Origin of the sequence: Alteromonas sp. RW2A1, assembly GCF_001886475.1 — a bacterium.
Classification (GTDB): Bacteria; Pseudomonadota; Gammaproteobacteria; order Enterobacterales; family Alteromonadaceae; genus Alteromonas; species Alteromonas hispanica.
In genome coordinates this window covers 164,554-187,627 of record NZ_CP018031.1, presented here as the reverse complement: position 1 = coordinate 187,627, position 23,074 = coordinate 164,554, and the positions used below count along the sequence as shown (strand labels likewise).

Annotated in this window: 17 protein-coding genes; 9 read left to right on the top strand and 8 right to left on the bottom strand. The window is 43.7% G+C overall.

The features are described from left to right. Window positions 1-6: 6 nt before the first annotated feature. The 4 genes from BM528_RS00880 to BM528_RS00865 all read right to left on the bottom strand — a co-directional run bounded on the left by BM528_RS00880 (window position 7) and on the right by BM528_RS00865 (window position 5,958). A complete protein-coding gene (locus tag BM528_RS00880; protein WP_071978271.1) occupies window positions 7-504 on the bottom strand; it encodes an alpha/beta hydrolase in 498 nt (165 codons plus the stop codon). A 71-nt stretch (window positions 505-575) separates the two neighbouring features. Further along, window positions 576-3,674: an efflux RND transporter permease subunit gene (locus BM528_RS00875; protein WP_071978270.1), complete on the bottom strand. Its 3,099-nt coding sequence runs from the start codon at window positions 3,672-3,674 to the stop codon at window positions 576-578. A 21-nt stretch (window positions 3,675-3,695) separates the two neighbouring features. After that, window positions 3,696-4,838, bottom strand: a complete 1,143-nt coding sequence (locus BM528_RS00870; protein ID WP_071978269.1) for an efflux RND transporter periplasmic adaptor subunit — start codon at window positions 4,836-4,838, stop codon at window positions 3,696-3,698. A gap of 352 nt (window positions 4,839-5,190) precedes the next feature. Then, the gene (locus BM528_RS00865; protein WP_071978268.1) at window positions 5,191-5,958 is read right to left on the bottom strand and encodes a DNA-J related domain-containing protein; all 768 of its coding nucleotides are present in this window, start codon (window positions 5,956-5,958) and stop codon (window positions 5,191-5,193) included. Between the two features lie 274 nt (window positions 5,959-6,232). Here BM528_RS00865 and BM528_RS00860 point away from each other — a divergent pair, with 274 nt between their 5' ends. The 5 genes from BM528_RS00860 to BM528_RS00840 all read left to right on the top strand — a co-directional run bounded on the left by BM528_RS00860 (window position 6,233) and on the right by BM528_RS00840 (window position 14,228). Continuing rightward, window positions 6,233-6,943 carry a DUF1499 domain-containing protein gene (locus BM528_RS00860; RefSeq protein WP_071978267.1) on the top strand — a complete coding sequence of 237 codons (711 nt, stop codon included), beginning with the start codon at window positions 6,233-6,235 and terminating at the stop codon, window positions 6,941-6,943. 270 nt (window positions 6,944-7,213) lie between these two features. After that, entirely contained in the window at window positions 7,214-9,280 is a 2,067-nt protein-coding gene (locus BM528_RS00855; protein WP_083595153.1) for a TonB-dependent receptor, read from the top strand. A gap of 269 nt (window positions 9,281-9,549) precedes the next feature. Continuing rightward, the gene (locus BM528_RS00850) at window positions 9,550-10,167 is read left to right on the top strand and encodes a chalcone isomerase family protein (protein WP_071978266.1); all 618 of its coding nucleotides are present in this window, start codon (window positions 9,550-9,552) and stop codon (window positions 10,165-10,167) included. A gap of 18 nt (window positions 10,168-10,185) precedes the next feature. Beyond that, on the top strand, window positions 10,186-11,007 hold the full coding sequence (locus BM528_RS00845) for an alpha/beta fold hydrolase (protein ID WP_071978265.1): 822 nt from the start codon (window positions 10,186-10,188) through the stop codon (window positions 11,005-11,007). A gap of 341 nt (window positions 11,008-11,348) precedes the next feature. Next, the gene (locus tag BM528_RS00840) at window positions 11,349-14,228 is read left to right on the top strand and encodes a M14 family metallopeptidase (RefSeq protein WP_071978264.1); all 2,880 of its coding nucleotides are present in this window, start codon (window positions 11,349-11,351) and stop codon (window positions 14,226-14,228) included. Window positions 14,229-14,438: 210 nt separating this feature from the next. Here BM528_RS00840 and BM528_RS00835 read toward each other — a convergent pair whose 3' ends face one another. Then, complete coding sequence (locus BM528_RS00835; protein ID WP_071981086.1) at window positions 14,439-15,650, bottom strand: diguanylate phosphodiesterase; 1,212 nt, start codon at window positions 15,648-15,650, stop codon at window positions 14,439-14,441. A gap of 313 nt (window positions 15,651-15,963) precedes the next feature. On the opposite strand from BM528_RS00835, the gene BM528_RS00830 reads away from it, so the two are divergent. After that, on the top strand, window positions 15,964-16,518 hold the full coding sequence (locus BM528_RS00830) for a hypothetical protein (protein WP_232230538.1): 555 nt from the start codon (window positions 15,964-15,966) through the stop codon (window positions 16,516-16,518). 79 nt (window positions 16,519-16,597) lie between these two features. Continuing rightward, window positions 16,598-16,792, top strand: a complete 195-nt coding sequence (locus BM528_RS00825) for a hypothetical protein (protein WP_071978263.1) — start codon at window positions 16,598-16,600, stop codon at window positions 16,790-16,792. Here BM528_RS00825 and BM528_RS00820 read toward each other — a convergent pair. Together BM528_RS00820 and BM528_RS00815 are read right to left on the bottom strand one after the other, a co-directional pair. Further along, window positions 16,782-17,954 (bottom strand): GNAT family N-acetyltransferase/peptidase C39 family protein, encoded by a 1,173-nt coding sequence (locus BM528_RS00820; protein WP_232230537.1) that lies wholly within the window; start codon window positions 17,952-17,954, stop codon window positions 16,782-16,784. The two genes, BM528_RS00825 and BM528_RS00820, sit on opposite strands and share 11 nt — an antisense overlap. A 19-nt stretch (window positions 17,955-17,973) precedes the next feature. Beyond that, complete coding sequence (locus tag BM528_RS00815) at window positions 17,974-19,440, bottom strand: RimK family protein (protein ID WP_071978261.1); 1,467 nt, start codon at window positions 19,438-19,440, stop codon at window positions 17,974-17,976. A gap of 208 nt (window positions 19,441-19,648) precedes the next feature. Here BM528_RS00815 and BM528_RS00810 point away from each other — a divergent pair, with 208 nt between their 5' ends. Together BM528_RS00810 and BM528_RS00805 are read left to right on the top strand one after the other, a co-directional pair. Continuing rightward, window positions 19,649-19,876: a hypothetical protein gene (locus tag BM528_RS00810; RefSeq protein WP_071978260.1), complete on the top strand. Its 228-nt coding sequence runs from the start codon at window positions 19,649-19,651 to the stop codon at window positions 19,874-19,876. A gap of 189 nt (window positions 19,877-20,065) precedes the next feature. Then, entirely contained in the window at window positions 20,066-20,698 is a 633-nt protein-coding gene (locus BM528_RS00805; protein WP_071978259.1) for an MCP four helix bundle domain-containing protein, read from the top strand. 67 nt (window positions 20,699-20,765) lie between these two features. Here BM528_RS00805 and BM528_RS00800 read toward each other — a convergent pair whose 3' ends face one another. Continuing rightward, the gene (locus BM528_RS00800) at window positions 20,766-22,946 is read right to left on the bottom strand and encodes a hypothetical protein (RefSeq protein WP_156844016.1); all 2,181 of its coding nucleotides are present in this window, start codon (window positions 22,944-22,946) and stop codon (window positions 20,766-20,768) included. Between the last annotated feature and the right edge of the window lie 128 nt (window positions 22,947-23,074).

The following is a 23,074-nucleotide window of genomic DNA, read 5'->3' as shown; positions in this document are numbered from 1 at the left end:
ATATATTTAATAGCGAAACTTTTCTAACCAATTTCTGAAGAAGGGTGAAATAACAGACTTGCTGTTTGCCAAACGGTGCCCGTCATTTAAAAGCAACAACTGTGCTTTTTGATGGCGAGCGTATTTGAGGCTGTTCTCGATAGGAATAATATCGTCGTTCCAACCGTGAACTACGCTCAGATAGCCGTCGTAAGGAAAACGCTGAATTTCATAATCTGGCATATATAGCGCGGGGGCCATCAGAAAAACCCCACGAGCGGATATTTGGCTAGCTGCCGCTAACGAAACGTAACCGCCCATGCTTGAACCCACCAAAATAACGTCGTTACACTTCTCAGCAATAGTGTCTTTCAGCCGTAATAATCGAGCCTCTGGGCAATCGAGGTCTTGATAGTCGATACTTTCAACACCAAAGCCCATATCACTTGCTACGTTAGAAAGTGTGGTAATTTTACTGCCCCATGGGCCACTTTCTTTTCCGTGAGAAAATACAACAGTCGTCATCTTGCTAATGTCCTTATTGAAAAGTCGATAGATTCAATATCACGCTAACTAAACCTCTTTTTGACCTTACATTACTTGTTTTGTTTATGGAATAGTTTTTCCACCATCACATAAAACATGGGAACAAAGAAAATAGCCAAGAAAGTGGCCGCGAACATTCCACCCATCACAGCAATACCAATGGCGTTTTGACTAGCAGCGCCTGCTCCACTAGCCAGCGCCAGCGGCGTTACACCTAAAATGAAAGCCATAGAGGTCATTAAAATAGGGCGGAAGCGCTGAGACGCGGCATTAGATACGGCAGTCATTAAATCGACACCCTTCTCATATTCTTCTTTCGCAAACTCCACAATTAAAATTGCGTTCTTTGCGGCTAAGCCCACTGTGGTTAAAAACGCCACCTGCAAATACACGTCATTGGGCAGATTAAATATAAACGCTGCAGTTACAGAACCAAGGATCCCCAACGGCACTACCAGCATTACCGCAAAAGGAACCGACCAGCTTTCATATAGAGCAGCAAGACATAAAAACACCACTAGAATAGAGATAGCATAAAGCATTGGGGCCTGCGAGCCTGCCTGCTGCTCTTCATAAGATAAGCCAGCCCATTCGATGCCGTAGCCCGGTGGTAACTGCGCAACCAACTTTTCCATTTCAGCAATGGCTTCTCCCGATGAAACACCCTCGGCAGGACTGCCCTGAATATTCACCGAAGAAATACCGTTAAAGCGTTCAAGTTTAGGTGACCCGTACACCCACTCTGTGCTGGCAAACGAGCTAAACGCCACCATTTCGCCGTTACTGTTGCGCACATACCATTTTTCAAGGTCGTCTGGCGTCATGCGATGTGGAATGTCACCCTGCATGTATACGCGCTTAATACGCCCTTTATCGATAAAATCATTAACGTAGCTCGAACCCCATGCAATTTGTAGAGTTCGGTTAATGTCACTTAAGTTCAGACCCAGTGCTGAGGCTTTCTCACTGTCGATGTTTATCTTAAATTGCGGCACATCGCTTAATCCGTTGGGGCGAACGCCCGCAAGTTTAAGGTTTTGCGCAGCCATACCTAGCAACTGGTTACGGGCGTTCATTAACGCTTCGTGACCATTACCACCTCGATCCACTAGCTGCATATCAAAACCCGTAGCGTTACCTAATTCCATAATAGGTGGCGGCACAATAGGAAATGCAGATGCATCTTCAATTTGACTAAAGGCACCAAACGCTCGGCCTAGTACAGCAAATGCCGAGCTATCCTCGTCGCGTTCGCTCCAATCATTCAAATTTATAAATGCCATGCCCGCATTTTGCGCTTGACCAGCAAAGCTAAATCCAACCACTGAAAACAGGCCGTTTACCGCCTCCTGCTCTTGATCGAGAAAATAATCTTCCGCTTGCTTTATCGACTCTAGAGTTCTTCCTGCGGTTGCTCCCGGAGGTGTGCTTACTAACACCATCATGCGGCCTTGGTCTTCATCGGGCAAAAATGCCCCTGGAAGCTGGCTGAAAATAAACGCCATACCACCCACTAACAAACCATACACAACAAAATAGCGCTTAGCCCGCTTCGCCATGTGAGTTGTTGTGCGCTGGTAGGAATCTCTACCTTTATTGAAAGTGCGATTAAACCAGCCAAAAAAGCCCTTATTTTTATCGTGATTTTCGGGGTGCTTTTTTAACAAGGTAGCGCAGAGCGAAGGAGATAAAACAATGGCCACTAATACTGAAAACGCCATTGCAGATACAATAGTTACCGAGAACTGACGATAAATAACTCCTGCAGAACCACTAAAGAAGGCCATGGGAATAAATACGGTAGAAAGCACAGCTGCAATACCCACCAGCGCGCCGGTAATTTGAGTCATAGATTTTTTGGTGGCTTCGGCGGGCGGCAGTCCCTCCTCTTCCATAATTCGCTCAACGTTTTCTACAACAACGATAGCATCGTCTACCAACAGCCCGATAGCTAACACCATAGCGAACATGGTAAGCACGTTTATGCTAAACCCAAATAACAAAAGCACTGCGAATGTACCAAGCAATACAACCGGCACGGCTATGGTAGGGATAAGCGTTGCACGCCAATTTTGCAAAAACAGCAGCATGACTAAAAACACCAGTATCACGGCTTCAATAAGTGTTTTCACCACAGACTCTATAGACAATTCAATGAAAGGAGAGCTATCAACGGGGTACACCACTTTCACACTATCTGGCAGGTTAGCTCTAAGCTCTTCTACACGAGCTTTTACGTCTTTTATTGTCTCAAGCGCATTTGCGCCCGAGCTTAAGCTAATGGCCATGCCCGACGCAGGACGCCTGTCATAGCGTACAATGACATCGTAACTTTGCGCGCCGAGTTCTACGCGGGCAACATCGCGCACTCTTACCTGTGAGCCATCGGTATTAACCCGCAGCACAATGTTTTCAAAATCTTTTTCTGTTTGTAGGCGGCTTTGCGCCTGAATAGTGGCATTAATTTGCTGATTATTAATGGCGGGTAAGCCACCTAACTGACCGGCAGAGACATCGGTGTTTTGCACTTGAACCGCAGCCTGTACGTCCACAGGCGTTAGGTTGTAACTGTTCAATTTATCCGGATCTAACCAAATACGCATAGAACGCTGTGCGCCGAATACGCGCACATTCCCCACGCCATTGACACGGGAAATGGGATCTTGAAACTGCGACACCAGTAGATCACTCAAATCGTACTGATTCATAGTGTCGTCTTCAGAATAAAAACCAACCGCTAATGCAAAAGCGCTGTTCGACTTAGATACAGTAACGCCCTGTTGTTGCACTTCACTTGGCAACAGCGGCAGCGCACCCTGCACTTTGTTTTGTGTTTGTACTTGCGCAATATCTGGGTCGGTACCGGGTTCAAACGTTAAGCTAATTGAAACACTGCTGTTCGAACTGCTAGCAGAAAAATAGCGTAAGTTATCAATGCCCGACAAGCTTTGCTCGATGACCTGTGTAACAGAGTTTTCTACGGTTTCTGCCGATGCTCCAGGATACGATGCACTAATAGTAACGGTAGGTGGCGCTACTTTAGGGTATTGCTCAATGGGAAGAGAAATAATGGCAAGCACACCTGCCATCATAGTAATAATTGCTAGCACCCATGCAAACACGGGTCTGTCTATAAAAAAGCGAGCCATAACTAAAAATTCCTTGCTTGCTTATCGTGAGCCGCGTGATGAGGGTTGCCATTCAGATGCATTCACTTTGGCACCTGGTTTAACTTTCTGATACCCGGTAACAATAACGCGATCACCTTCGCTAAGGCCGCCGTTAACTACATACTGGTCGCGATATATTTGCCCAACATTCAGCGTTCTGCCCTCTACGGTGCCGTCGTCTCCTACAACATATACTGACAGCGAGCCATTCGGCTGACGGGTAGTGGCTCTTTGTGGAACAAGCAAAGCATTCTCTCGCCCAGTTATTACATGGCCTTTTACAAACAGCCCTGGTAACAAAATGCTATCGGGGTTGGGCATTTCAGCACGCAACGTTACAGACCCGGTGCTTTCATCTACAGTCACTTCTGAAAACTTTACGCTACCTGTGTGCGAGTATTTCTCGCCACTTACCTCGTCTACAGTGAGTTCAACATCCATTGAACCTTGATTGCGCATAGATTGACGTAAGGTCAGTATTGAAGCACCCGACTCCTGCATATCAATGTAAACTGGATCGAGCTGAGTAATAACCGCAAGTTGCTGCGCCTGATTCGTAGTAACCAAGGTTCCCTCAGTAACAAATGAGCGACTTATTTGACCGCTTATTGGCGCGTAAACCTTGGTGTAGCCCATGCTGACCTTGGCAACGTCTACCGCTGCTTCTGCCACACTTATAGCTGCTTGGGCTTGCTCTTTTTGAGCAATAACATCGTCGTACTCTTGTTTACTTACTGCATTTTTCTCAACTAAGTCGTCGTATCGACGCGCCTTGGCTTCCAGTGTTTTTAGATTAGCTTGTGCACTCTTTAAATCTGCTTTTGCACTATTGAGTTGCGCTAAATAGCGCGCCTCATCTATTTGGTAAAGCTGCTGACCTTTTTTTACCTGCGCACCTTCTTCAAAAAGTCGCGCTGTAATAACACCATCAACTTGCGGCCTGACCTGAGATTGCCGTGACGGGCTTACGCGCCCAGGCAACACCATTTCGTGGGTAACAGGCTGTCTTTTAATAGTTATCACAGAAACCGAAGGCGCAGGCATGGACTGCTGAGAACCTGGTGATGATGCTGACTCGTTTGAACACCCAACAACGCCTAACACGGTGAGTAGTGTTGCAGTAAGATAAAAAATGCGACTCATAAATCTTCTTTTTCCCAATAACTTATTAAATGCGGGCGGCGAAATACCAACTACATTACCTCGCCAATGACGGCGAAATGCATCGAAAGGCCTTTTGACCAAGTTTAAATATGTATCTTTACAAACTGCCGGGATACTCACTTGTGGACTGAAGCCATTAGCTGTGGAGTACCGGTTTAGGTGTGGCATAGTTAGGTGATCGTTTAACGAATCTACGCTCTTATCCTGCGTATTGTGCGCGCTTATACTAAAGAATAAAAGACCGAGCGGCTGAATTTACAAATGTTGTCGTTAAACAGCCTTCGACGTTCTTTTAATCCTTATAATACCTACAAATCAGCGTTATTTTATTCTATTTAAACGAATAAAATTTTATCAATAATTGATATGCAGAAATAACGCGCTGAGCGCCTTCTACGCTGCCACCTTTGTCAGGATGCTGTTGCTGCAGCTTTTTTCTGTAGTGTTTTTTAACATCTGCTAACGTGACGTTGCATGATGCCTTTTCTTTCATTGATAAGTACGTAGTGTATGAAAACCCTAATACTTGGTGAGCATCGTCGATTTCGTGGTCGGTATAGGTCTCGAATTGAGCATGCCCCATTTGAGTCCAAAAGCTATCAAGCAACGCTTCTACGCTTTCTTTGTCTGTCTCTTCAAAATTTGACCAATTTAGATAGTAAGACGCCAATGCGTCGTGTGCGTCAACCGCATGGTTTTCAGGTTCGTCGCTGTTGTCGCTGCTATCTTGGCTACTTTTCTGGCTGCTTTTCTGGAAGCTTTCATAAGCGCTATCACATGAAGAGGTAGGTGCAGATAGCTGGATATTGAGTGCGTGAATATCTAACTCGCCAATGCCGCTCATGCGCCATTGATTTCGCAAGCAATACAAAGCGTGAAATAAGACAAAGTGAGTTTTAAATAGTACAAGAGGGTCTCGCAATGCCTCATCGTCAAATACCGAATAAGGCGGATTTTTAAGCTTTGAGATTAACTGGTATTCGCTAACCCCTTGTCTAAAAAGGTCAGTCATCGTTGATAGTATGTCCACGAGCAAATCAGCGAGTGCTTCATGTACTTGAGAACTACTGTTCTTTGTTTCCCTGTTATTTATTTCCATGTTCTTCGTTTTCAAGCTCACCTCGTTAAACATTATTGTTAACAGCAATCTAACCGTAACATGACTGTCTTGAAAGCGTTAACATGCCTGTCCTAAAAAGCGTTACTTGGCTGTCTGCAATAACCGGTCTGCAATCACCGGCAAAAAATGCTTCTCTGCTCGGTCTTTTGCAATAACGGGGGTACTTGCAAAATTATGTTGTGAAAGTAATCCAAAAAATCACAATGCCTGTTAAAGTAGGTCCATAACATAAAAGAAAAATAATGGAGTTAACGTGAAAGTATTAATTGCCTTAGCCAGCATAGTCGGCTTTTTAATGGTGGTTTTGCCCGGCCCCCTATATCAGTTTGCAGGTGTGAGCTTAGGTACTGCCTTTACATCGTTGCGCTTTGGCTTTTATGTAGGCGGCGCAGCCCTTATTCTTATTGTACTGCAAGTGCTAATTAACCGTAAAAATGTGAACTGGGGAAGTACAGTTGCTTGTGCAGTCTTGGCGCTCATAGCCGTAGCCATGCCGGTAAGCATGATGAGCAAGGCCAGTACCGTACCTCCTATTCATGACATTACTACCGACGTAACAAATCCACCTGCGTTCGTTGCCATTGCGCCGTTACGCGAAGGTGCGCCAAATGATATTAATTACGCTGGCGGCGAAATCACTAAACAGCAGCTTGAAGCTTATCCTGAAATAAAGACCCAGCTACTTCCACAGCCTGTAAACGAAGTTTACGTAGCTGCAGAGAAAACCATTGCTATTTTAGGATGGGATAACGTCACCGCTGGCGCTTTGCCCAACACGCTCGAAGCCACAGATACAACCACTTGGTTTGGCTTTAAGGACGATGTGGTAATTAGGCTAACGGAGAAAGGCGACGACACTTTGGTGGATGTGCGCAGTAAATCTCGCGTGGGCAAAAGTGACTTGGGTAAAAATGCTGAGCGTATTAATGAATTTTTTGCGGAGCTTAGAAAGCAACTTGGCTAACGCGTAACTTATTACTAGCCCTAATCAAAGCCCGTATAACGCAAGTTTTACGGGCTTTTTCATGTGTACATGAAGCACTACGGATGGCACTCAGCGAGTGTTAACTCATAATGTTATTGATTAAACAGCCTACTAGCGAGTACTGACCTTCATTTAGTTCCAACAGATAGTACCAACTGACTTTCATTTATATTTTCAAACACTTTCTTGCATCTAAAACGCAATGCCCCCCGTTCTGTTAATTAACTTGCTACTTCATTAAGGATAACTATGAACTCAGGTTATGCACTTTCAGCACTGTCTCTCAGCGTTGCATTGATTTTATCTCCATCGTCGGTTTTTGCATTAGACGACCCAGCCGAAGGTGACATAGAGCACATTCGGGTTAAGGGTAATATGTCACAAAAAAGTGGTGAATTTGTGTCTGCGTCTCAAGGCTGGGTGTCTGGAGATACTTTGCTAGAGCGCCCCATGCTGCGCACCGGCGAGATGCTTGAGTTCATTCCAGGCATGATGGTGACCCAGCACAGTGGATCAGGTAAAGCCAATCAATATTTTTTAAGGGGCTTTAATTTAGACCACGGAACCGACTTCACCGTGAGTGTCGACGGTATGCCCATTAACATGAGAAGTCATGGCCACGGTCAAGGTTACAGCGATTTGAACTTTGTTATTCCCGAAATGGTAGATAACCTGAGCTATTTTAAGGGCACCTATTATGCCAACATTGGCGACTTCTCCAGTGCCGGTGGCGCGTTCTTTAATCTAAGAAATTCTCTAGAAAAGAATCAACTGTTTCTCACTTTAGGTGAATATGGCTATCAACGAATTACCACGGTTAATCAGGCCGACATAGGTGACGGAAAAGCTATTGCCGCCCTTGAATATCAAACCTACGAAGGACCGTGGAGCGATATTAGCGAAGACGTCAGAAAGAAAAACGCCAATATCCGCTACATAACGCCGTTATTTGATGGAGAGTTAACGGTTACTGGAATGGCTTACGACAACAGCTGGAACGGCGCTGACCAAGTGCCGGCTCGCGCCATAGAAAGCGGCCTTATCGATCGCTTAGGCTCTATCGATACCCAAGTGGGAGGCGAATCGTCACGTTACTCTTTATCTGCGAATTACAAAAGCGACGACGTCAATGCATCGTTCTATGTTATCGACACAGACTTAACCTTATTTTCAAACTTCACTTATTTTCTCGACAACCCAGACACCGGCGACCAGTTTGAACAAGCCGATGACAGAAAAATCTACGGCGGCGAAATTTTTACTACCCTTCCCCTAGAAGTAACCGAGGGAAGCACTATTACCATGGGTGCCCAATGGCGCTTCGACGATATTGATAATGTTGGCTTATACCGTACGCAAAATCTTAAACGCCTTAGCACAATCAGAGAAGACGCAGTTAAGAGCAGCAGTTATTCATTATTCGCACAATCGAATATTGTACTTTCAGATGATCTGAGTCTTTCATTAGGTGGCCGCTATGATTATTTAGACGTTGAGGTAGATAGTGACTTAGCAGCAAACAGCGGCAATAAAGGAGACGGATTATTTACTCTTAAAGCCGCACTAAAGTACGCAGTAAGTGAAAACTTAACAGCGTTTGCCAATGTGGGTCAGGGCTTTCACTCAAACGATGCACGAGGAGCAACGATCAGTATTGACCCATCCACAGGTGACGCTACCGCCCCCTCGCCTTTGTTAGTAAAATCTTTAGGATATGAAACCGGATTAAATTACACAGACGGAAGAACCTTTAACATCTCGGCGGCGCTTTGGCGGTTAGAACTTGATAGCGAGTTACTGTACGTTGGCGATGCAGGCTTCACCGAACCCAGTCGCCCTTCCGAGCGCCACGGTATAGAGATAAGCGCCTATTATTGGGTAAACCATCACCTTACTACCGACATAGAAGCAGCCTATACAAAAGCACGCTTTAGCGACCGCGTTGAGGGCGAGGGAAGACATATCGACGGTACGGTTCCTGGTGTTATTAGCGCTGGCGCGACTTACTACCAAAACAGTAATCAATTAGGCATGAGCTATACATTGCGTGCCCGCTACCTGAGTTCACGCACCGTTGAAAGTTTTGATGAAGTTTCTCCACCTTCAACTTTTCTACTTAATGCTCAGGCGGTATACAGACAGCCCAACTGGGATATTACTTTGGAAGTGTTAAACGCCCTTGATAGTGACGACCACGATATTGACTATTTCTATGCTTCGCGATTACCCGGTGAGCCCGAGGGAGGCATTGAAGATTTGCACTATCACCCAGTAGAACCAAGAAATGTGCGTTTAACATTCGCGCTAAGGTACTAGGCTTGTAAGCCATCACTCTCGTTGTTTTGTTTGGGCATTTTCTTTGTAGTGTTTGTTTTGTTAATTTGTGATTGCAAACTCAAGAACAACTAAAAGTTTCTGCCCTTTTTTCAACACTCTTATCAAGCGAATAAAGCTTGAATTCATTCTAGGCTACATAAACATTAATTATTTGTTAACATGCTTTTTTAATGTAGTTTAACAACGTAATCTCTAACCTCGTTTTAGTAGGTCTGTTGGAGCATTCGTTGAATTCATTCGCTGGAAATATGCCTTATAAATCGTTATTCCTATGCACTGGTACCTCGTCGTTGCTGCTACCTTTTCTGTTTTTTTTGACCATACATTGTGCCAACGCGTCTGCAGCAGATGCAGAAACAACGCCTAATTCTCGCGCTGAGGCGCGTTCAATACCCTTAGTCTTCAGCGGTTCAACAATTAGAAAACGCTTTTTTTTCAGTGTTTACAAAATCAGTCACTTCATGGCCTGGCCCGCGGAAAAGTCGAGCAATCCCGACGAACTTATAAAACTCATCGCTGCAGGCGATCTGTCGCAACGGGTTGAAATAGAGTTTTTACGCGACGTTTCACGAGAGCAAGTAGAAGAGGCACTTATCGACGGTATTGAGCGTAATAACCCCGGTAAAGATTTGAGCGAAATTAAAAACGACATAATACGATTGTCAGAAGGCTTCGATAACGATATAACTGAGAAATCCCGATTGGTGTTAACTCGTATAGATAAAACGAAACTTATCGTACATTTCAATGAACAAAGAATTGTAGAAACAGACAACAGAGAACTCACTGAGGCACTCTGGTCAATTTGGTTTGGTCAAAAACCAATAGTAGATAATAAAGCATTGATAGCAAATCAACTGCGCTAAGAGTAATGAGGCGATTGTGTGAAGGTTGTAAAAGGCAGTATACGTTGTGATAGGTTTCTTGTGCCCTACCGTAATTATGGAGACAAACCAGACACCATTGTATGCATTAGCGGCGCTAAACAAACGATGGCAGTATGGCGAACGTTTGTTAAGCGTTTTGTTCCCTCTTTTTCGGTAGTTGTATTTGATTTACCCGGTACAGGTAGAGCGGAAATTCTATCGGGAGAACCACAGGTAACGTTTGAAGAACAACAGCAGGTACTGTTGAATGTTATCGCAGATACCGCAAAGACCGACAAAGTGGTGCTAGCCGCCGCGTCTTGGGGAACCATACTTGCAGCTTATATTGCGGCGAAATATCCTGCAAAAATCGAAAAAATGATACTAGGTAGCTTTGGCGTATCGACCAACGATACCATTTTAGACCTTATTCATCAGGGGCAGTCGGCGTTTAAGACCGGTGATTTTGAAAGTATCGCTCCACTTATGCTCGAATGCTTTGGGCAGTACATTCCCGAATCGCAAAAACAGCAAATGATAAACCAATTTTCGAACATGGACGAGAAAGAGCTGTTGAACTTTTACGAACACTGCGAGTTTGTAAAAACAAGCCGAGATATAAGTAAACTTATCAATCTTCGGGAAATAAAAGCGAAAACCTTGGTAATTTGCGGAGAGCACGACACCATTTTAGACCACGAAGGCATACGTGCTGCAGTAACTAAAATACCCAATTGTGTATACAAACTCGTGCCAGATACTGGGCATTTCCTCCATTGGGAAAAACCCGCTATATTAGACACTTACAGTCATTTCCTACATTCTACAGAAAGCGCCTGATTAATTTACAAGTACAGTGAAATTTATTGGTAAGTTAAGTGCCTAGTTGTTAACTCGTATTGCTGACTTACAGTGTCGACTGTTTCAGCAATACGCTATTCACTGCGTTGCAGAAGCTTTTACCAATCCGCACTAAAATCGTGATAACTCATTCGTTCATCGCAGCCTCATTGACTGTTTAATTTATACGCTACACTATGAATTGAGTAGTCATACAACAAAGCAAGTAAAAATTCAGCTAACCATTGTCGTACGCATGACTTGTCTAACACATGAATGGTGATAAACGATAGGCTGGCTAATAATTACTTAGAAAAATCAGAAAGCGACAAGGGACACACATGAAATCTATACAAAAGTGGTTCGTGCTATTGCTAGGCATAGCAGTAATGCCTGCTTATTCAGCTATTCTCATGAAACCTATCAAGGATCCAGACCTACAATACAAGGGTGAGTTACTTACCGGCACTTACAACGAAAACATTACCCACCCAGATGACTTGCTGGGATTTCCTATAGGGTCTCGCGTTGCAGACCCGACGCAAATACACAGCGCCATTATGCACTGGGCCGGGCAAAGTGACAGACTGCAAGTAGTTGAATATGCACGCACCCACGAAGGGCGCCCCCTTGTAGCTGTTTTTATATCAACACCGTCGGTGCTTAACGAATTAGATACGATTAAGCAGAACATTGAGCAACTCGCTAACCCCTTAAAAACAAGCGATAGCGAAGCAAGCAAACTTATTGATTCGCTGCCAGCCGTGGCTTGGATGGCGTACTCTATTCACGGAAACGAAACATCTGGCGCAGATGCCGCGCTAACAGCCATTTATCACTTAATAGCCAGTGAAGACAAAGACGTGGAAGCCCTGCTTGATGATATGGTAGTGGTTATCGACCCCATGATGAACCCAGACGGGCGCGCTAGGTTTGCCAAATCGCTCGAGCAATACCGCGGCACAGCACCTAATGTAGATGATCAATCTTTATTGCATCGTGGTGACTGGCCTTACGGCAGAACAAACCACTACTTTTTCGATTTAAACCGAGACTTCTTTTATCTCACGCAGCCTGAAACTGTGGGTCGAGTGGAAATGATAAACGACTGGCGCCCCCAGCTAATGATTGATGGTCACGAAATGGGAAGCCAAGACACCTATTTAATGGGTCCACCCCGCCAGCCACTAAATCAGAATATAGATCCTAACTTGCAAAAATGGGCAAAAACTTTTGCGCGCGATCAATCTTCAGCGTTCGATAAGAAAGGCTGGCGCTATTACACGGGTGAGTGGTTTGAAAATTGGTACCCAGGCTATTCAAATTACTCAGAATACCGCGGAACTATGCATATTCTATATGAACAGTCTCGCATGGCCGAAGACGGCGTTCGCCGCCCTGAAGGCACAGTGCAAACTTATATCGAATCGGTTCACCATCAGTTTGTTTCTACGCTAGCTAATTTAAAAACACTCGATAAAAACAGTAAAGCCATGTATCGAGATTATTGGCAGGGGCGCAAAAATAATGTGGCCTCAAAAGGCAAATTCGCCAATCGCACTTACGTGGTAATGGCAAATGATAACGTGGGAAGAACAAGCGCACTGGTAAGCCGTTTGCAGGCACAGGATATTAATGTGTATGTTGCGGATAAAGATATTGAAGTAGACCGTGCTACCACTCAATTAGGTGAAGTGAAAGAAGACCTGATCATTCCCAAGGGAAGCCTTGTTATACCCAACCGCCAGCCTGAAGCACCGCTTATTGCCGCTATCATGGAGTTTGACGCTGGCGTTAATGACGCAGTATTACTAGAAGAGCGCCAGAAGACTTTACGTGACGGCTCATCGCTTATGTACGATACAACAGCATGGAACCTGACCATGATGTACGGCCTTGAAAGCGTTACTGTACCCGAGAATATAACGCGTAATGTTAGCCCCTATTCACCAAACACACCTTCTCATGCGTTTGTTGATAACGCGATTGCATGGATAGTAGATGGTGCTGATGACCGTTCAGTGGCTTTTGCTGCAAGACTTATGGAACGCGGTGTTCATGTTCGCTATATCGATCGCGATTCTGAGTTTCAAGATACCACGTTCAATCGTGGTTCAATCGCCGTCACCGTTACAGACAACCCCAACAAAAAAGATCTCGCTCAAACCATCAAACAAACGGCTGACGAACTTAAAATATCTGTTACAGCAACGACTAGTGGGTTTGGAGAAGGTGATTTGCCTGAATGGGGTGGCAAGCACTTTGACTTACTCACCCAGCCACAAATTGCCATTTTAAGTCATGGTAACTTTGCTAGCTACGATGTAGGCGCTACCTGGTATAGCTTAGACACGCATCTGGGCATTCGTCATAGCCAAATAGATGTAAACTCGCTAAATCGCACCGACTTGCGCAGATATAACGTTATTATACTGCCTACCAGCTACGGCGCGCTAGATAAGCAAAAACAGACGCTTTTAGACGAGTGGGTTAAAAATGGCGGAACCCTTATTGCCCACGGACGAAGTGCGGCTGCATTGGCTAATAAAGACGGTATAGCTAAAGTCAAAACAATTGAAAACAGTTTTGAAAAGGCACTCGATTACGATATTTCTCTTACGCGAGAATATATGGCAGGTGAAGACAAGGTTGATAGAAAGGCAGCTATGTCTCATACCCTGGATGCAGACTACACATTCCCTTGGGACGACCTTCCTAAGCCACTGAAAGAAGACGAGCTAACGCGTCGCGACAAATGGCTAAGTCATTTTATGCCAAGTGGGGCTATGGTAGCTGGCAGAACTGACCAACAGCACTGGTTGACAGCAGGTACCCCTGAGGTATTGCCACTACTTTACAGCAACCAGCCGCTGCTTATGTCGGCAGATAATAGCGAAGCTGTGGTTAGAGCGGGCGTATTTGGTCCAAATGATAGTAAGAAGAAAACAGCTGGTGAGAGCAAAAAGACTGCCGACCGTTGGTTTACCCTACCAGAGAATAAAGCACTAAACGTAAGAATGAGTGGCCTGTTGTGGCCGGAAGCTCAGCAGCGTATTGCCAACACGGCGTACCTAACCCGCGAACGAAGTGGTAAAGGGCAAATTATCTTGTTCTCTGGCCAGCCTAACTTTAGAGGTGCTGCACTAGGCACAAACAGGCTATTACTCAATGCCATTGTGTATGGCCCGGGCCTAGGTAGTCAAAAGCATGTGTCGCTTTAATCAGCACTGAGGCAGCACTGAGACATAACAGAGTTATAAAAAACCAGGGGGCCGTGTTTTTACACAAAGAACACGGCCCCTTTTTAATTTTCGCTGATATATTCCGTTGCTGTGTATAAAGTGCCGTGCTCCAGTGACATCTTTGATAGAGGCCGCTTTTCACAGTTTTATGAAAAGTCACTGCCTCTGCAGTTATAGCAGTCGTCTACATTAACCGAACCTCCTAACGTTCACGGCTTTGTTTATTCCATTTACTACAAAATTAAGTTTCTCTACCCCGTTTAATTTAGGGCGAGCAAAGAGGTAGCCTTGAAACCGCTGAGCACCAGCATGCTGAAGCCACAGCCATTCGTCCATGGTCTCTACTCCCTCAACAATAAGAGGAATGCCCATAGAGTTAGCAAACTCATACACTGCTTCAAAGATAGCCTGTCGCGGTCCATTTTCATGAATATTGGTGGTAATTCTGCGGTCGAGCTTAATTTTATCTGGAAGAAAATCGGCGAGTAATGATAACCCCGCATAACCGGCACCAAAGTCATCTAGGGCAACCCGAATTTCTCTAGAACGCAAATTCTCTATAGCGTCAAAAAAAAGCGCTCCCTCTTCTATAATTTCCGATTCTGTAACTTCCAAAATCAACTGCTGTGGCTTTAAGTTGTTGTCTGATGCTAAACCGAGAAGATAATTCGTAATATCAGGGCAGTGCGTTATAGCACCGGGACATAGATTAATGGCTAACGCTTGGTCTGGGCGCAGTATTTGTGCACCCTGCGCAACAGCAATAGCCTTACTATTCAAATCAAATTGATACTTTTCACTTCCGTGAAAACTATCTAAAACATCTTCAGGAAAACGTCCGTCGTTACTGCGCAATAGCGCCTCGTAAGAAACAATAGCACCTTTATGTGTATCCACGATTGGTTGAAAGGCAAATTGAATGTCGGACTGAGCATAGGCCGCTACGCTGATCTCATCTTGAACCACAGACGCCCTTAGCGCCTTCAAATCCTTATTAGATAAGCACATGCGCCATTTTCCTGAAGCGAAACCGTTCAGTAAGCCAAAAATCCTGCTATCGCGATGAAGGGAAAGATCAGACGGCAACCAATAGGCACCGCTTTTTTGGTCGAGCTTTATTGTGCGTAATGCCCAATCGCCAAAATCACGTTGATGTATGGCGTTATCTGTAATTTTAACGATGTTGCCATGTCGCGGATCTTTTTGAATATGTTCATAAAGGCCTGCGATTAAATTTGACTCACCTTCAAGAACCTGAAAAAAATATTCCCCGTCGAAGAGCAAAATACCCGTTACATCATTGTTTAGATTGAAGGGCAAAGAGTCGCTAGTTACTTTATCAAGGTCAACTTGACTCATTTGTGCAGACGCTCTACTACGATATACCAGCTGTCTTATCACGCTAAAACCCTCTATGTGAGATATTGATTGCCCCTGCTTTTTCACCTAACTTCTAATAGTGAAAAAAATACCTCCCAAATAAAATGTAGTGCCATTTGTCTGTTTTTTCTAATTTCCATAGATTACAAATTTAAAACCCAACCATTTATGCTTCTAAAAATAAAATTGAATTTCCTTTTGCCGGTGGTTTGCAGAGATAACGACATGCCGCATTATGCAAAAAAATGCAAAAAATTAATTTCTACACTAAAGTTAAGTTCAGCCTTAAAAATCGCTTTGTTGTATCTAACCTTGAAGTTAAGCGAGTATCTACATGAACAAAAGTATAATTCCCCTTCATTGCGGCCTTACCCGGCTCTTTAAACTTATTCTTTTCCCTCTTTTTAGACGACCCCGCAGCCTTCTGAGCACAAGTTTATGTCTATGCATTATTGGCTATACCGTAATTGGCAACGCAGCAGTTGCTGAAGACAGCCATCACTGGCAGCAGTCACCACATCACCTTTCAGTACTTGCTGCCACCACATACACCGATAGTCACGGTAATGCTTTTACTCTCGGGATAGATTACGAATACCGCATGAATGACTTCCTTGGCGTAGGGGTGGTTGCCGAATATGCTTTTGGTGAACTTGACGCTTACACTTATCTTGCAGTAGCCGACTTACACATTACCAATAGTTTTATTGCTCAAGTGGGTCCAGGCGTTGAGTTTTTTGAAGGTGAAGAAATAGCAGTGGCGCGATTAGGTCTATTATACGAATTTGAAATATCAGGGTTTACGCTATCCCCGCAGCTTCATTACGATTATCACCACAATCATGATGATGCCATAGTGGCAGGTTTAGCAATTGGTATTGCTTTTTAAGAAAACAAAAACTTGGCAAGCATATTGTAAGTCTGTGGTCATAGAACGCAAAAAACGCTAAAACGACGAGAATTTGACTATGCGCTTACCTACCAAACAGCTAATTAATAAAATCGAACACCTGTCTAAAGACTTATCGCCTGCACAACTAACCCACTTCCTCGACATTATTGACGCCATGACGGCGCTGGCTGAAGACGCAGCAAAGGTTGACTTAAGCGGTGACAACACACCAACTCCCAGTGTTCCACAACCCTCATCGGCTATTCATTAGGTTTAACAAGCAAGCACGTTCTCAATTTGGTTTTGCCAAATACTGACAGCGAACCAAAATCTTGTTTTAAGATAGGAAGATGCTGATAGTCTAAATCGGCATCTTCGCGATCATCAATATTGGCGTGAGAGGACCGGTCTAACCGATTTCCAGATTCGTCATAAAACCCTTCACTGCCATCAGGATCATGCAAGTACAAACAGCGGTCATCGGCATGGGTTATCACCACCCAATGGGGCGCCTTAATTCCATAGAACTGGTAAGTACTTATAAGGCAAATAACGCCATAGCCCTTGTTCAACGCCGTCTCAATTTCGCTGAGCTCAATTTCTCTTTGATATATCGGTATTTGGGCATTCGTCGCCCGCTCAATAAAGTCTTTCTCTACAATACGCATAATCGATTTTTTATGCTCGCTGCGCACGCCATCCAAGAACAGATCGTTTATTTGCGTGGAGTATACTTCAACATCGAACCCGCGCTGATGGCCAGCTAAAGCAAGACCTAACGGATGACAACCGCCGTGTCCTGACGTCATAAAAACAGTAGTAGCTTGACGCCAAATATCAATTTCAGTGGTTTGATCGAGCGGAGTACCGCTTCGCACATGCTTCATAGCCATCATCAACGCACTTGGGCCGCAGGTAAACGCCGTGGTCTGTTTGTACCACGGATAATGCTTCATAGCATTAGCCATATTCGGGTGTAATACAGGCTTTTGAAAACGAAGAGCATCTACACCTGTGGCATAGTATTGGCGATAAATACCAAATTTACGGTATCCCAACTTTTTATACATGCGAATGGCTGCAAGGTTATCTTCAGCAACCTCTAGGCGAATAAACAACTTTTCTGCACTTAACACCATTTCTTCTAGCTTAATCAGCAGCGCTGGAGCAATGTTTTGCCCCCTAGCCTTTGCAAGCACCGCCAGTGAATACAAGCGAGCAGAACGGCTGCCTCTGCGCAAAATAACCAGGCCATAAGCTAAAACCTCACTCTCGGTTTCAGCAACTAGCAATATACCGTGTTCAGCTTTTATCCAGTAGCGCATGCGCCTGCGTGAAAGCCTATCGCTATCAAAGCAGCTAAGCTCAATTCGCTCCAGCGCATCAAGGTCGCTAATTTCTGCCAAGCGCAAATTTACGGCAGCGTTAGTCACCACAGGCTCCCATTTGTTACTAACGCCCACGGGCTTCTAACCTATTAACAAACTCCTGCATAATGATCATATAAAGCTCTTTACCTAGGTATAGGTCTTCCACTTTTGCCTCAATACTAGGGTTGTCGTTTACTTCTATCACGTATACTTTGCCGTTGGCCTGCTTAATATCAACGCCATACAGGCTTTTACCTATCATTGAGCAGGCTTTAATTGCCGCATCTAACACGGGCTTTGGCACTTCAAAGGTTGGCAGAGTTTCAAACCCACCGGACGTATTGGTTTTCGCGTCATGGTTGTATATTTGCCAATGGCCCCTCGCCATGTGATATCGACACGCATAAATAGGCCGGCCATTTAATACGCCAATGCGCCAATCAAATTCGGTAAAGATATATTCTTGAACTAACACCAGTGCAGATTCGTTTAGCATGGTTTCAAGCTTATCTTTCAGCTCATCATTATCTTTTACTTTAAATACGCCCATTGAAAATGAGCTTTCTGGCAATTTCAGTACCATCGGAAAGCCAAATTCATCGGCTAGCATTTGGCACGTTGATGTCGTGTTGTCAGACACAAAGTGACTGCGTGGCGAAGGCACCTTGTGATAGCTAAACGCATCGTGCAAATACACCTTATTACAACATTTTAAAATGCTGGTCGCGTCGTCTATCACCACTAACCCTTCCTGCTCCGCCTTACGAGCAATATGATAAGTTGGGTGGTTAATGGCGGTAGTTTCACGAATAAATAGCGCATCATAATGAGTAATGTTAGCTGCAGCTTGGGCCGCATTTACTACTTCAGCGTTAATACCAACGAGCTTTGCCGCTTTAATAAAATGCTTAATTGCTTTAGCGTCGCTAGGCGGTGTCGCTTCATTTTCATTACATAAAATCGCCATATCCCAGCGGGCTTGCTTTTGCTTACTTCCACGAAGCCAGGTTTTTTCTACGTAGTGTTGAAGCGCATTAGCTAATGCCGATTTATCCTCAGCGTTAGCCGTACACCAATCGCCGAATGCTACCGTCATTACCGTAGCGCTCGATTGTTTACTTATCGAAACACGCAAAAAGGGCGCTGGAAAACGTTCGAAGGCAAACTTTGCGATTGCGCTCATTGACGCTTTTTTAGTTGTTCCAAAAAATACATCACAGCTACTGTCATCAATGGCTTCATCGCTCAACGATTTTGGTAGCGTAACGGTTTTCATTTGAAGCGACTGTTCTTCACTTTCAATAATCAAATTATTAATGGTATTCACGCTTGGCAGTACTTTGTGCGTGCGCGCTTCGGCTAACAATGAACAGTAATAGCCCTTACTTAAATAGCGGTCGGTTGCGCACAAATTGATAACGCGCATTTTGCCCTCCCCTCGCTTGGGAAATTGCGAAAGGTATTGCTCAAAATCAACCACTTCGCAGTTTTGAAAGTGCAGTTGATGAGCATCAGATAGTGAATCGACAACAATTAATGTTGTTATCATTTTTAATTCCAAATAGGTACATGTCGCACACTACGTGCGACATTGAGTTGATTGCGCGGAATATAGACTTTTTTGATGCTATATCAATGGATGGGAAGCAGTATTTAAATGAAATAATTTGTCCTTAACGGTCATATTATTTTGCTCGTATTTATCTCTATTACTCCTAAACTTTGAAGGCTAAATTGAACGATTACTAGGAGACTACATGAAGTATTTAACATTATTAGCAAGTCTATTCTTATCTACATTAGCCATAGCTCAAGAACGACCTGTAGCTGATAAAGAAATAGTTTTAGAGTTAAAAGCCTATTGTATGGAGCTTGCAGAAGATGAAGGCACAGACAATAAGTCGCTAAATGAGTACCTACTAGACTGTATTAACGAGGAACTAGAAGCTGAGGGATACCAACCCATCACTGTAGTGCCAAGTTAAACCACCTCTTCTTGATCAGCGGCTTAAGTGTCGCTGTTTGCCAACTTTTAAGGCCATAGTTGCAGTCAATAGTAAGGTTGCATCGCTTTGCTCTGGCGTTTATGATTTAACGAAAAATAAACAGTTAAGTAACAGCTCGCTAAAAATCTAGATAGCTATTCGCGCTGTATTTTCGTGAAAGGAGAAATTATGAGCTGGGCAAGTAAAGGGCTATGTACCGTTGTTTTTCTTACGTCACTTGCATTGGTATACGCCATGGGCCAAACCAATATCAATAATTTCAATAGCGTAAAGAATTCCATTGAGGAGATTTACGAAGATCGCCTTGTGGTTAACGGCATGATTTACGAGCTTGCTGGGTTCCTGCACGAAAAAGAAGTTGCACTTGCCTCTCAAAACTATGAGTTCTTTGCCAATCAAAACGCAAAAATCAACAAACAAGCTTTCGCCATTATTAACGCGTTTAAGAAAACCTACTTAACAGACTTTGAAGCCTTCACGCTAAATCACTTTGAAACCAGCTTTAATGAGCTTGTGGCGTTAGAAAAAGATATCCCATTCTCTGAAGACCAGCCAGCTGACTCCGCAGCCATCGCAACGCTTTTACTAGACCTTAAGGCATTAAATAGCGATTTAGATAAACTGTCTGATATTCAGCTCGCCGAAGGCAAGAACAAGTTAGCAATCAGCAAAAAAGCTGCTGAATCGATGAATACCTACCGTTCACTTGAGAAGTACTTTTTAATCATCACAGCAGTGCTTATCTTTATCATTATTTTACTGCCTTCGTCGAAGGAAAAAGATGAGTTTGTGTCTGAGTAGTTTTATCGCTGCGAGTTTAAAGCTGTTTAGTAGTTTCGGTGCGGTAATGGCAGCTTAAGGTTAGGCATTATAATTTCACACCCAGCTTCTCGCGCATTTTTTGTTTTTCTAGCTCAACTTGAGAAAAGAATTCTTTGAAGAAAGGATGACCGAGTTCATCTTTATAAGCATAACGCAGTGCGGGGATATCAAACCAAACAAGCATTGGCCTATACGAATAACTTTCTAACAAAGCCGAGGCTTGCTCATATTCCTTTGCAATAATGAGTAATTCTAATTCCCACCATTCGAGGTGGTAGAATTGATAAGATTCGGGATACTGTTTTTTGTATTTCCGCAGTACATTTAACGCATTCTGAACTATCTCAGTTGCTTTTTGGTTTTCACCCAACTTTTTTAATATAAAAGCATAACCAGCTATACTATGAATTTGCGACAAAGTATTTTCTGGTGGAATCAGTTTATAAAATCTCTTTCGCAATTCAGATAATTGTTCCTCTTTTTGTGCCCGGTCAAAAAATATCAATGCATATTTACTAGGTAGCTCAAAATGATCCTTTATTAGCATTCGCTCCCAAAGTTCCTCAACGTTGATAGCCGGTAGCTGATTGGGTGTAAAATAGGTATCAAAGTAAACATAAGTCGACCAAAAACTCTTACTATTCAAATCAATACTGCTGATCAGTGTTTGAACAGTCGAATGGTCCTCTAAAAGTGATAGGTGATATATGTAAGCAGAAGTGAATCGCTGATTCGGATTTTGCTCATAAAGCAATTTATATTCTTTAAACCCCGCTTCGAAATCCATTAAAATTGTATAGAAGTCAACACCTTCGGTAGTAGCAGTAGTAATGAGTTTTTTCGCTTTATCCGGCTCCAAGCATTTTAATATTAAGTAACGAATTTGATTTTGAAGCGTTTTTTCTGCGCCACTTATATCTAAATTACTGATATTCTCATTTATCTGCCCGCATGGCGTAAACGACAATACCATTGTGTATACATAACCTCCTAAAAAATAAGAATCATAAGGGTAAGCGCGAATAGCTTTGCGATATAATTGCTGTGCTTTAGTTACTGAATATCCAAAATCATCATATGTACCAGCTAAAGTGATCAGAGCATCTTTGTTGAGTGGGTCAATAGCGAGAGCGCGCTCTGCCATTGCAGTTCTGTCTTTCTCGCTCATACTAGCATTTTCTGTAAATGAAACCTCCATCGCGGCAACATACGCGCCGAGCCCCAGTATTGCCGGCGCATCCGGATATTTTTGAAGCAGTTCTTCTAATATGTTAATGGCTTGCTTTATGCCCTCGCTAGTTTCGCGGTTGGCCAATGCTCTAGCTTTCACCAATTGCTCCACCTCGATATAACTTAGTTTATCTAATGCAGCTGAATAGCGGTCGTCTTTATGAATAAGATTGAGTTTAAGTGCGGCAGCAACCTGATCACTCACTTCTTCTTGCAGCGTAAAAATATCTTTGAGGGTACGGTCAAAATTATCAGAAAATAAGTGGCTACCAGTCTCGGCCTCAATAAGCTGCACAGTTATCCTTAAATTGTTGCCGCTTTTTCGCACGCTACCCTCAATGAGATAATCTGCGTCAAGCTCACTGGCAATAATCTTTAGGTCTTTGTTTACGCCCTTATAAGCGAAACTAGACGTACGCCCCAGCACTTTTAGCTCGCGAATACGCACTAGCGTATTAAGTAATTCTTCTGTTAACCCATCAACAAAGATTTCTTGGTCGTCTTCGGTACTCAGATTTAAGAAAGGCAATACTGCTAAAACTTTGACTTCTTCTGCCTGCGAGTCCGCTTCAACGTTTTGCGCCAGAAGTTCGCTTGATGCAGCGGGCTCGTTTTCGTTGGCCAATTCACTTTGATTTTCAGCAGCAGACGAGACCGAAGCTGGCTTTGCTGTGGCAGGCGATGTTGAAAGCCATATTTTATCTACAGCAACATAAGCAATCAAAAGCACAATAAGCGTTACTAAAAGGCGATTTATTTTTTGTCCGGTTTCGTGTGCAATTGAAACTTCATCGGGAACTTTACGGGTCGGCTTTACGCCTTCGGGGGTAAGCTCAAAGGCCCATGCGAATATGCAGGCTACGGGCAAACCTATGATAAGTACAACGGTAACACCGGTTCCAAAAGCAGTGGGCAGCTTTAAATAAGGAGAGACTACAGCAATAACTTGTAAAATAAGCCATGCCGTTACCATATACACGCTGGCTACTTTTACCACGTTACGGCGCTTTAACTCAGTGATAAACGACATGCGAGTCCTTTTGCTGTACAAAATACACTCAACCAGTATAGGTAGAATCTATGGCAGATACTAGCCTTTAATATACATATCTAATTTGTCATGGA

Bases quoted from the DNA above. Each gene is read 5' to 3' on its own strand.
- BM528_RS00810 (WP_071978260.1), top strand. From the start codon at position 19,649: ATGAAGTATTTAACATTATTAGCAAGTCTATTCTTATCTACATTAGCC.
- BM528_RS00805 (WP_071978259.1), top strand. From the start codon at position 20,066: ATGAGCTGGGCAAGTAAAGGGCTATGTACCGTTGTTTTTCTTACGTCA.
- BM528_RS00875 (WP_071978270.1), bottom strand. From the start codon at position 3,674: ATGGCTCGCTTTTTTATAGACAGACCCGTGTTTGCATGGGTGCTAGCA.
- BM528_RS00830 (WP_232230538.1), top strand. From the start codon at position 15,964: ATGAACAAAAGTATAATTCCCCTTCATTGCGGCCTTACCCGGCTCTTT.
- BM528_RS00815 (WP_071978261.1), bottom strand. From the start codon at position 19,440: ATGATAACAACATTAATTGTTGTCGATTCACTATCTGATGCTCATCAA.
- BM528_RS00855 (WP_083595153.1), top strand. From the start codon at position 7,214: ATGAACTCAGGTTATGCACTTTCAGCACTGTCTCTCAGCGTTGCATTG.
- BM528_RS00880 (WP_071978271.1), bottom strand. From the start codon at position 504: ATGACGACTGTTGTATTTTCTCACGGAAAAGAAAGTGGCCCATGGGGC.
- BM528_RS00865 (WP_071978268.1), bottom strand. From the start codon at position 5,958: ATGGAAATAAATAACAGGGAAACAAAGAACAGTAGTTCTCAAGTACAT.
- BM528_RS00840 (WP_071978264.1), top strand. From the start codon at position 11,349: ATGAAATCTATACAAAAGTGGTTCGTGCTATTGCTAGGCATAGCAGTA.
- BM528_RS00825 (WP_071978263.1), top strand. From the start codon at position 16,598: ATGCGCTTACCTACCAAACAGCTAATTAATAAAATCGAACACCTGTCT.
- BM528_RS00850 (WP_071978266.1), top strand. From the start codon at position 9,550: ATGCCTTATAAATCGTTATTCCTATGCACTGGTACCTCGTCGTTGCTG.
- BM528_RS00870 (WP_071978269.1), bottom strand. From the start codon at position 4,838: ATGAGTCGCATTTTTTATCTTACTGCAACACTACTCACCGTGTTAGGC.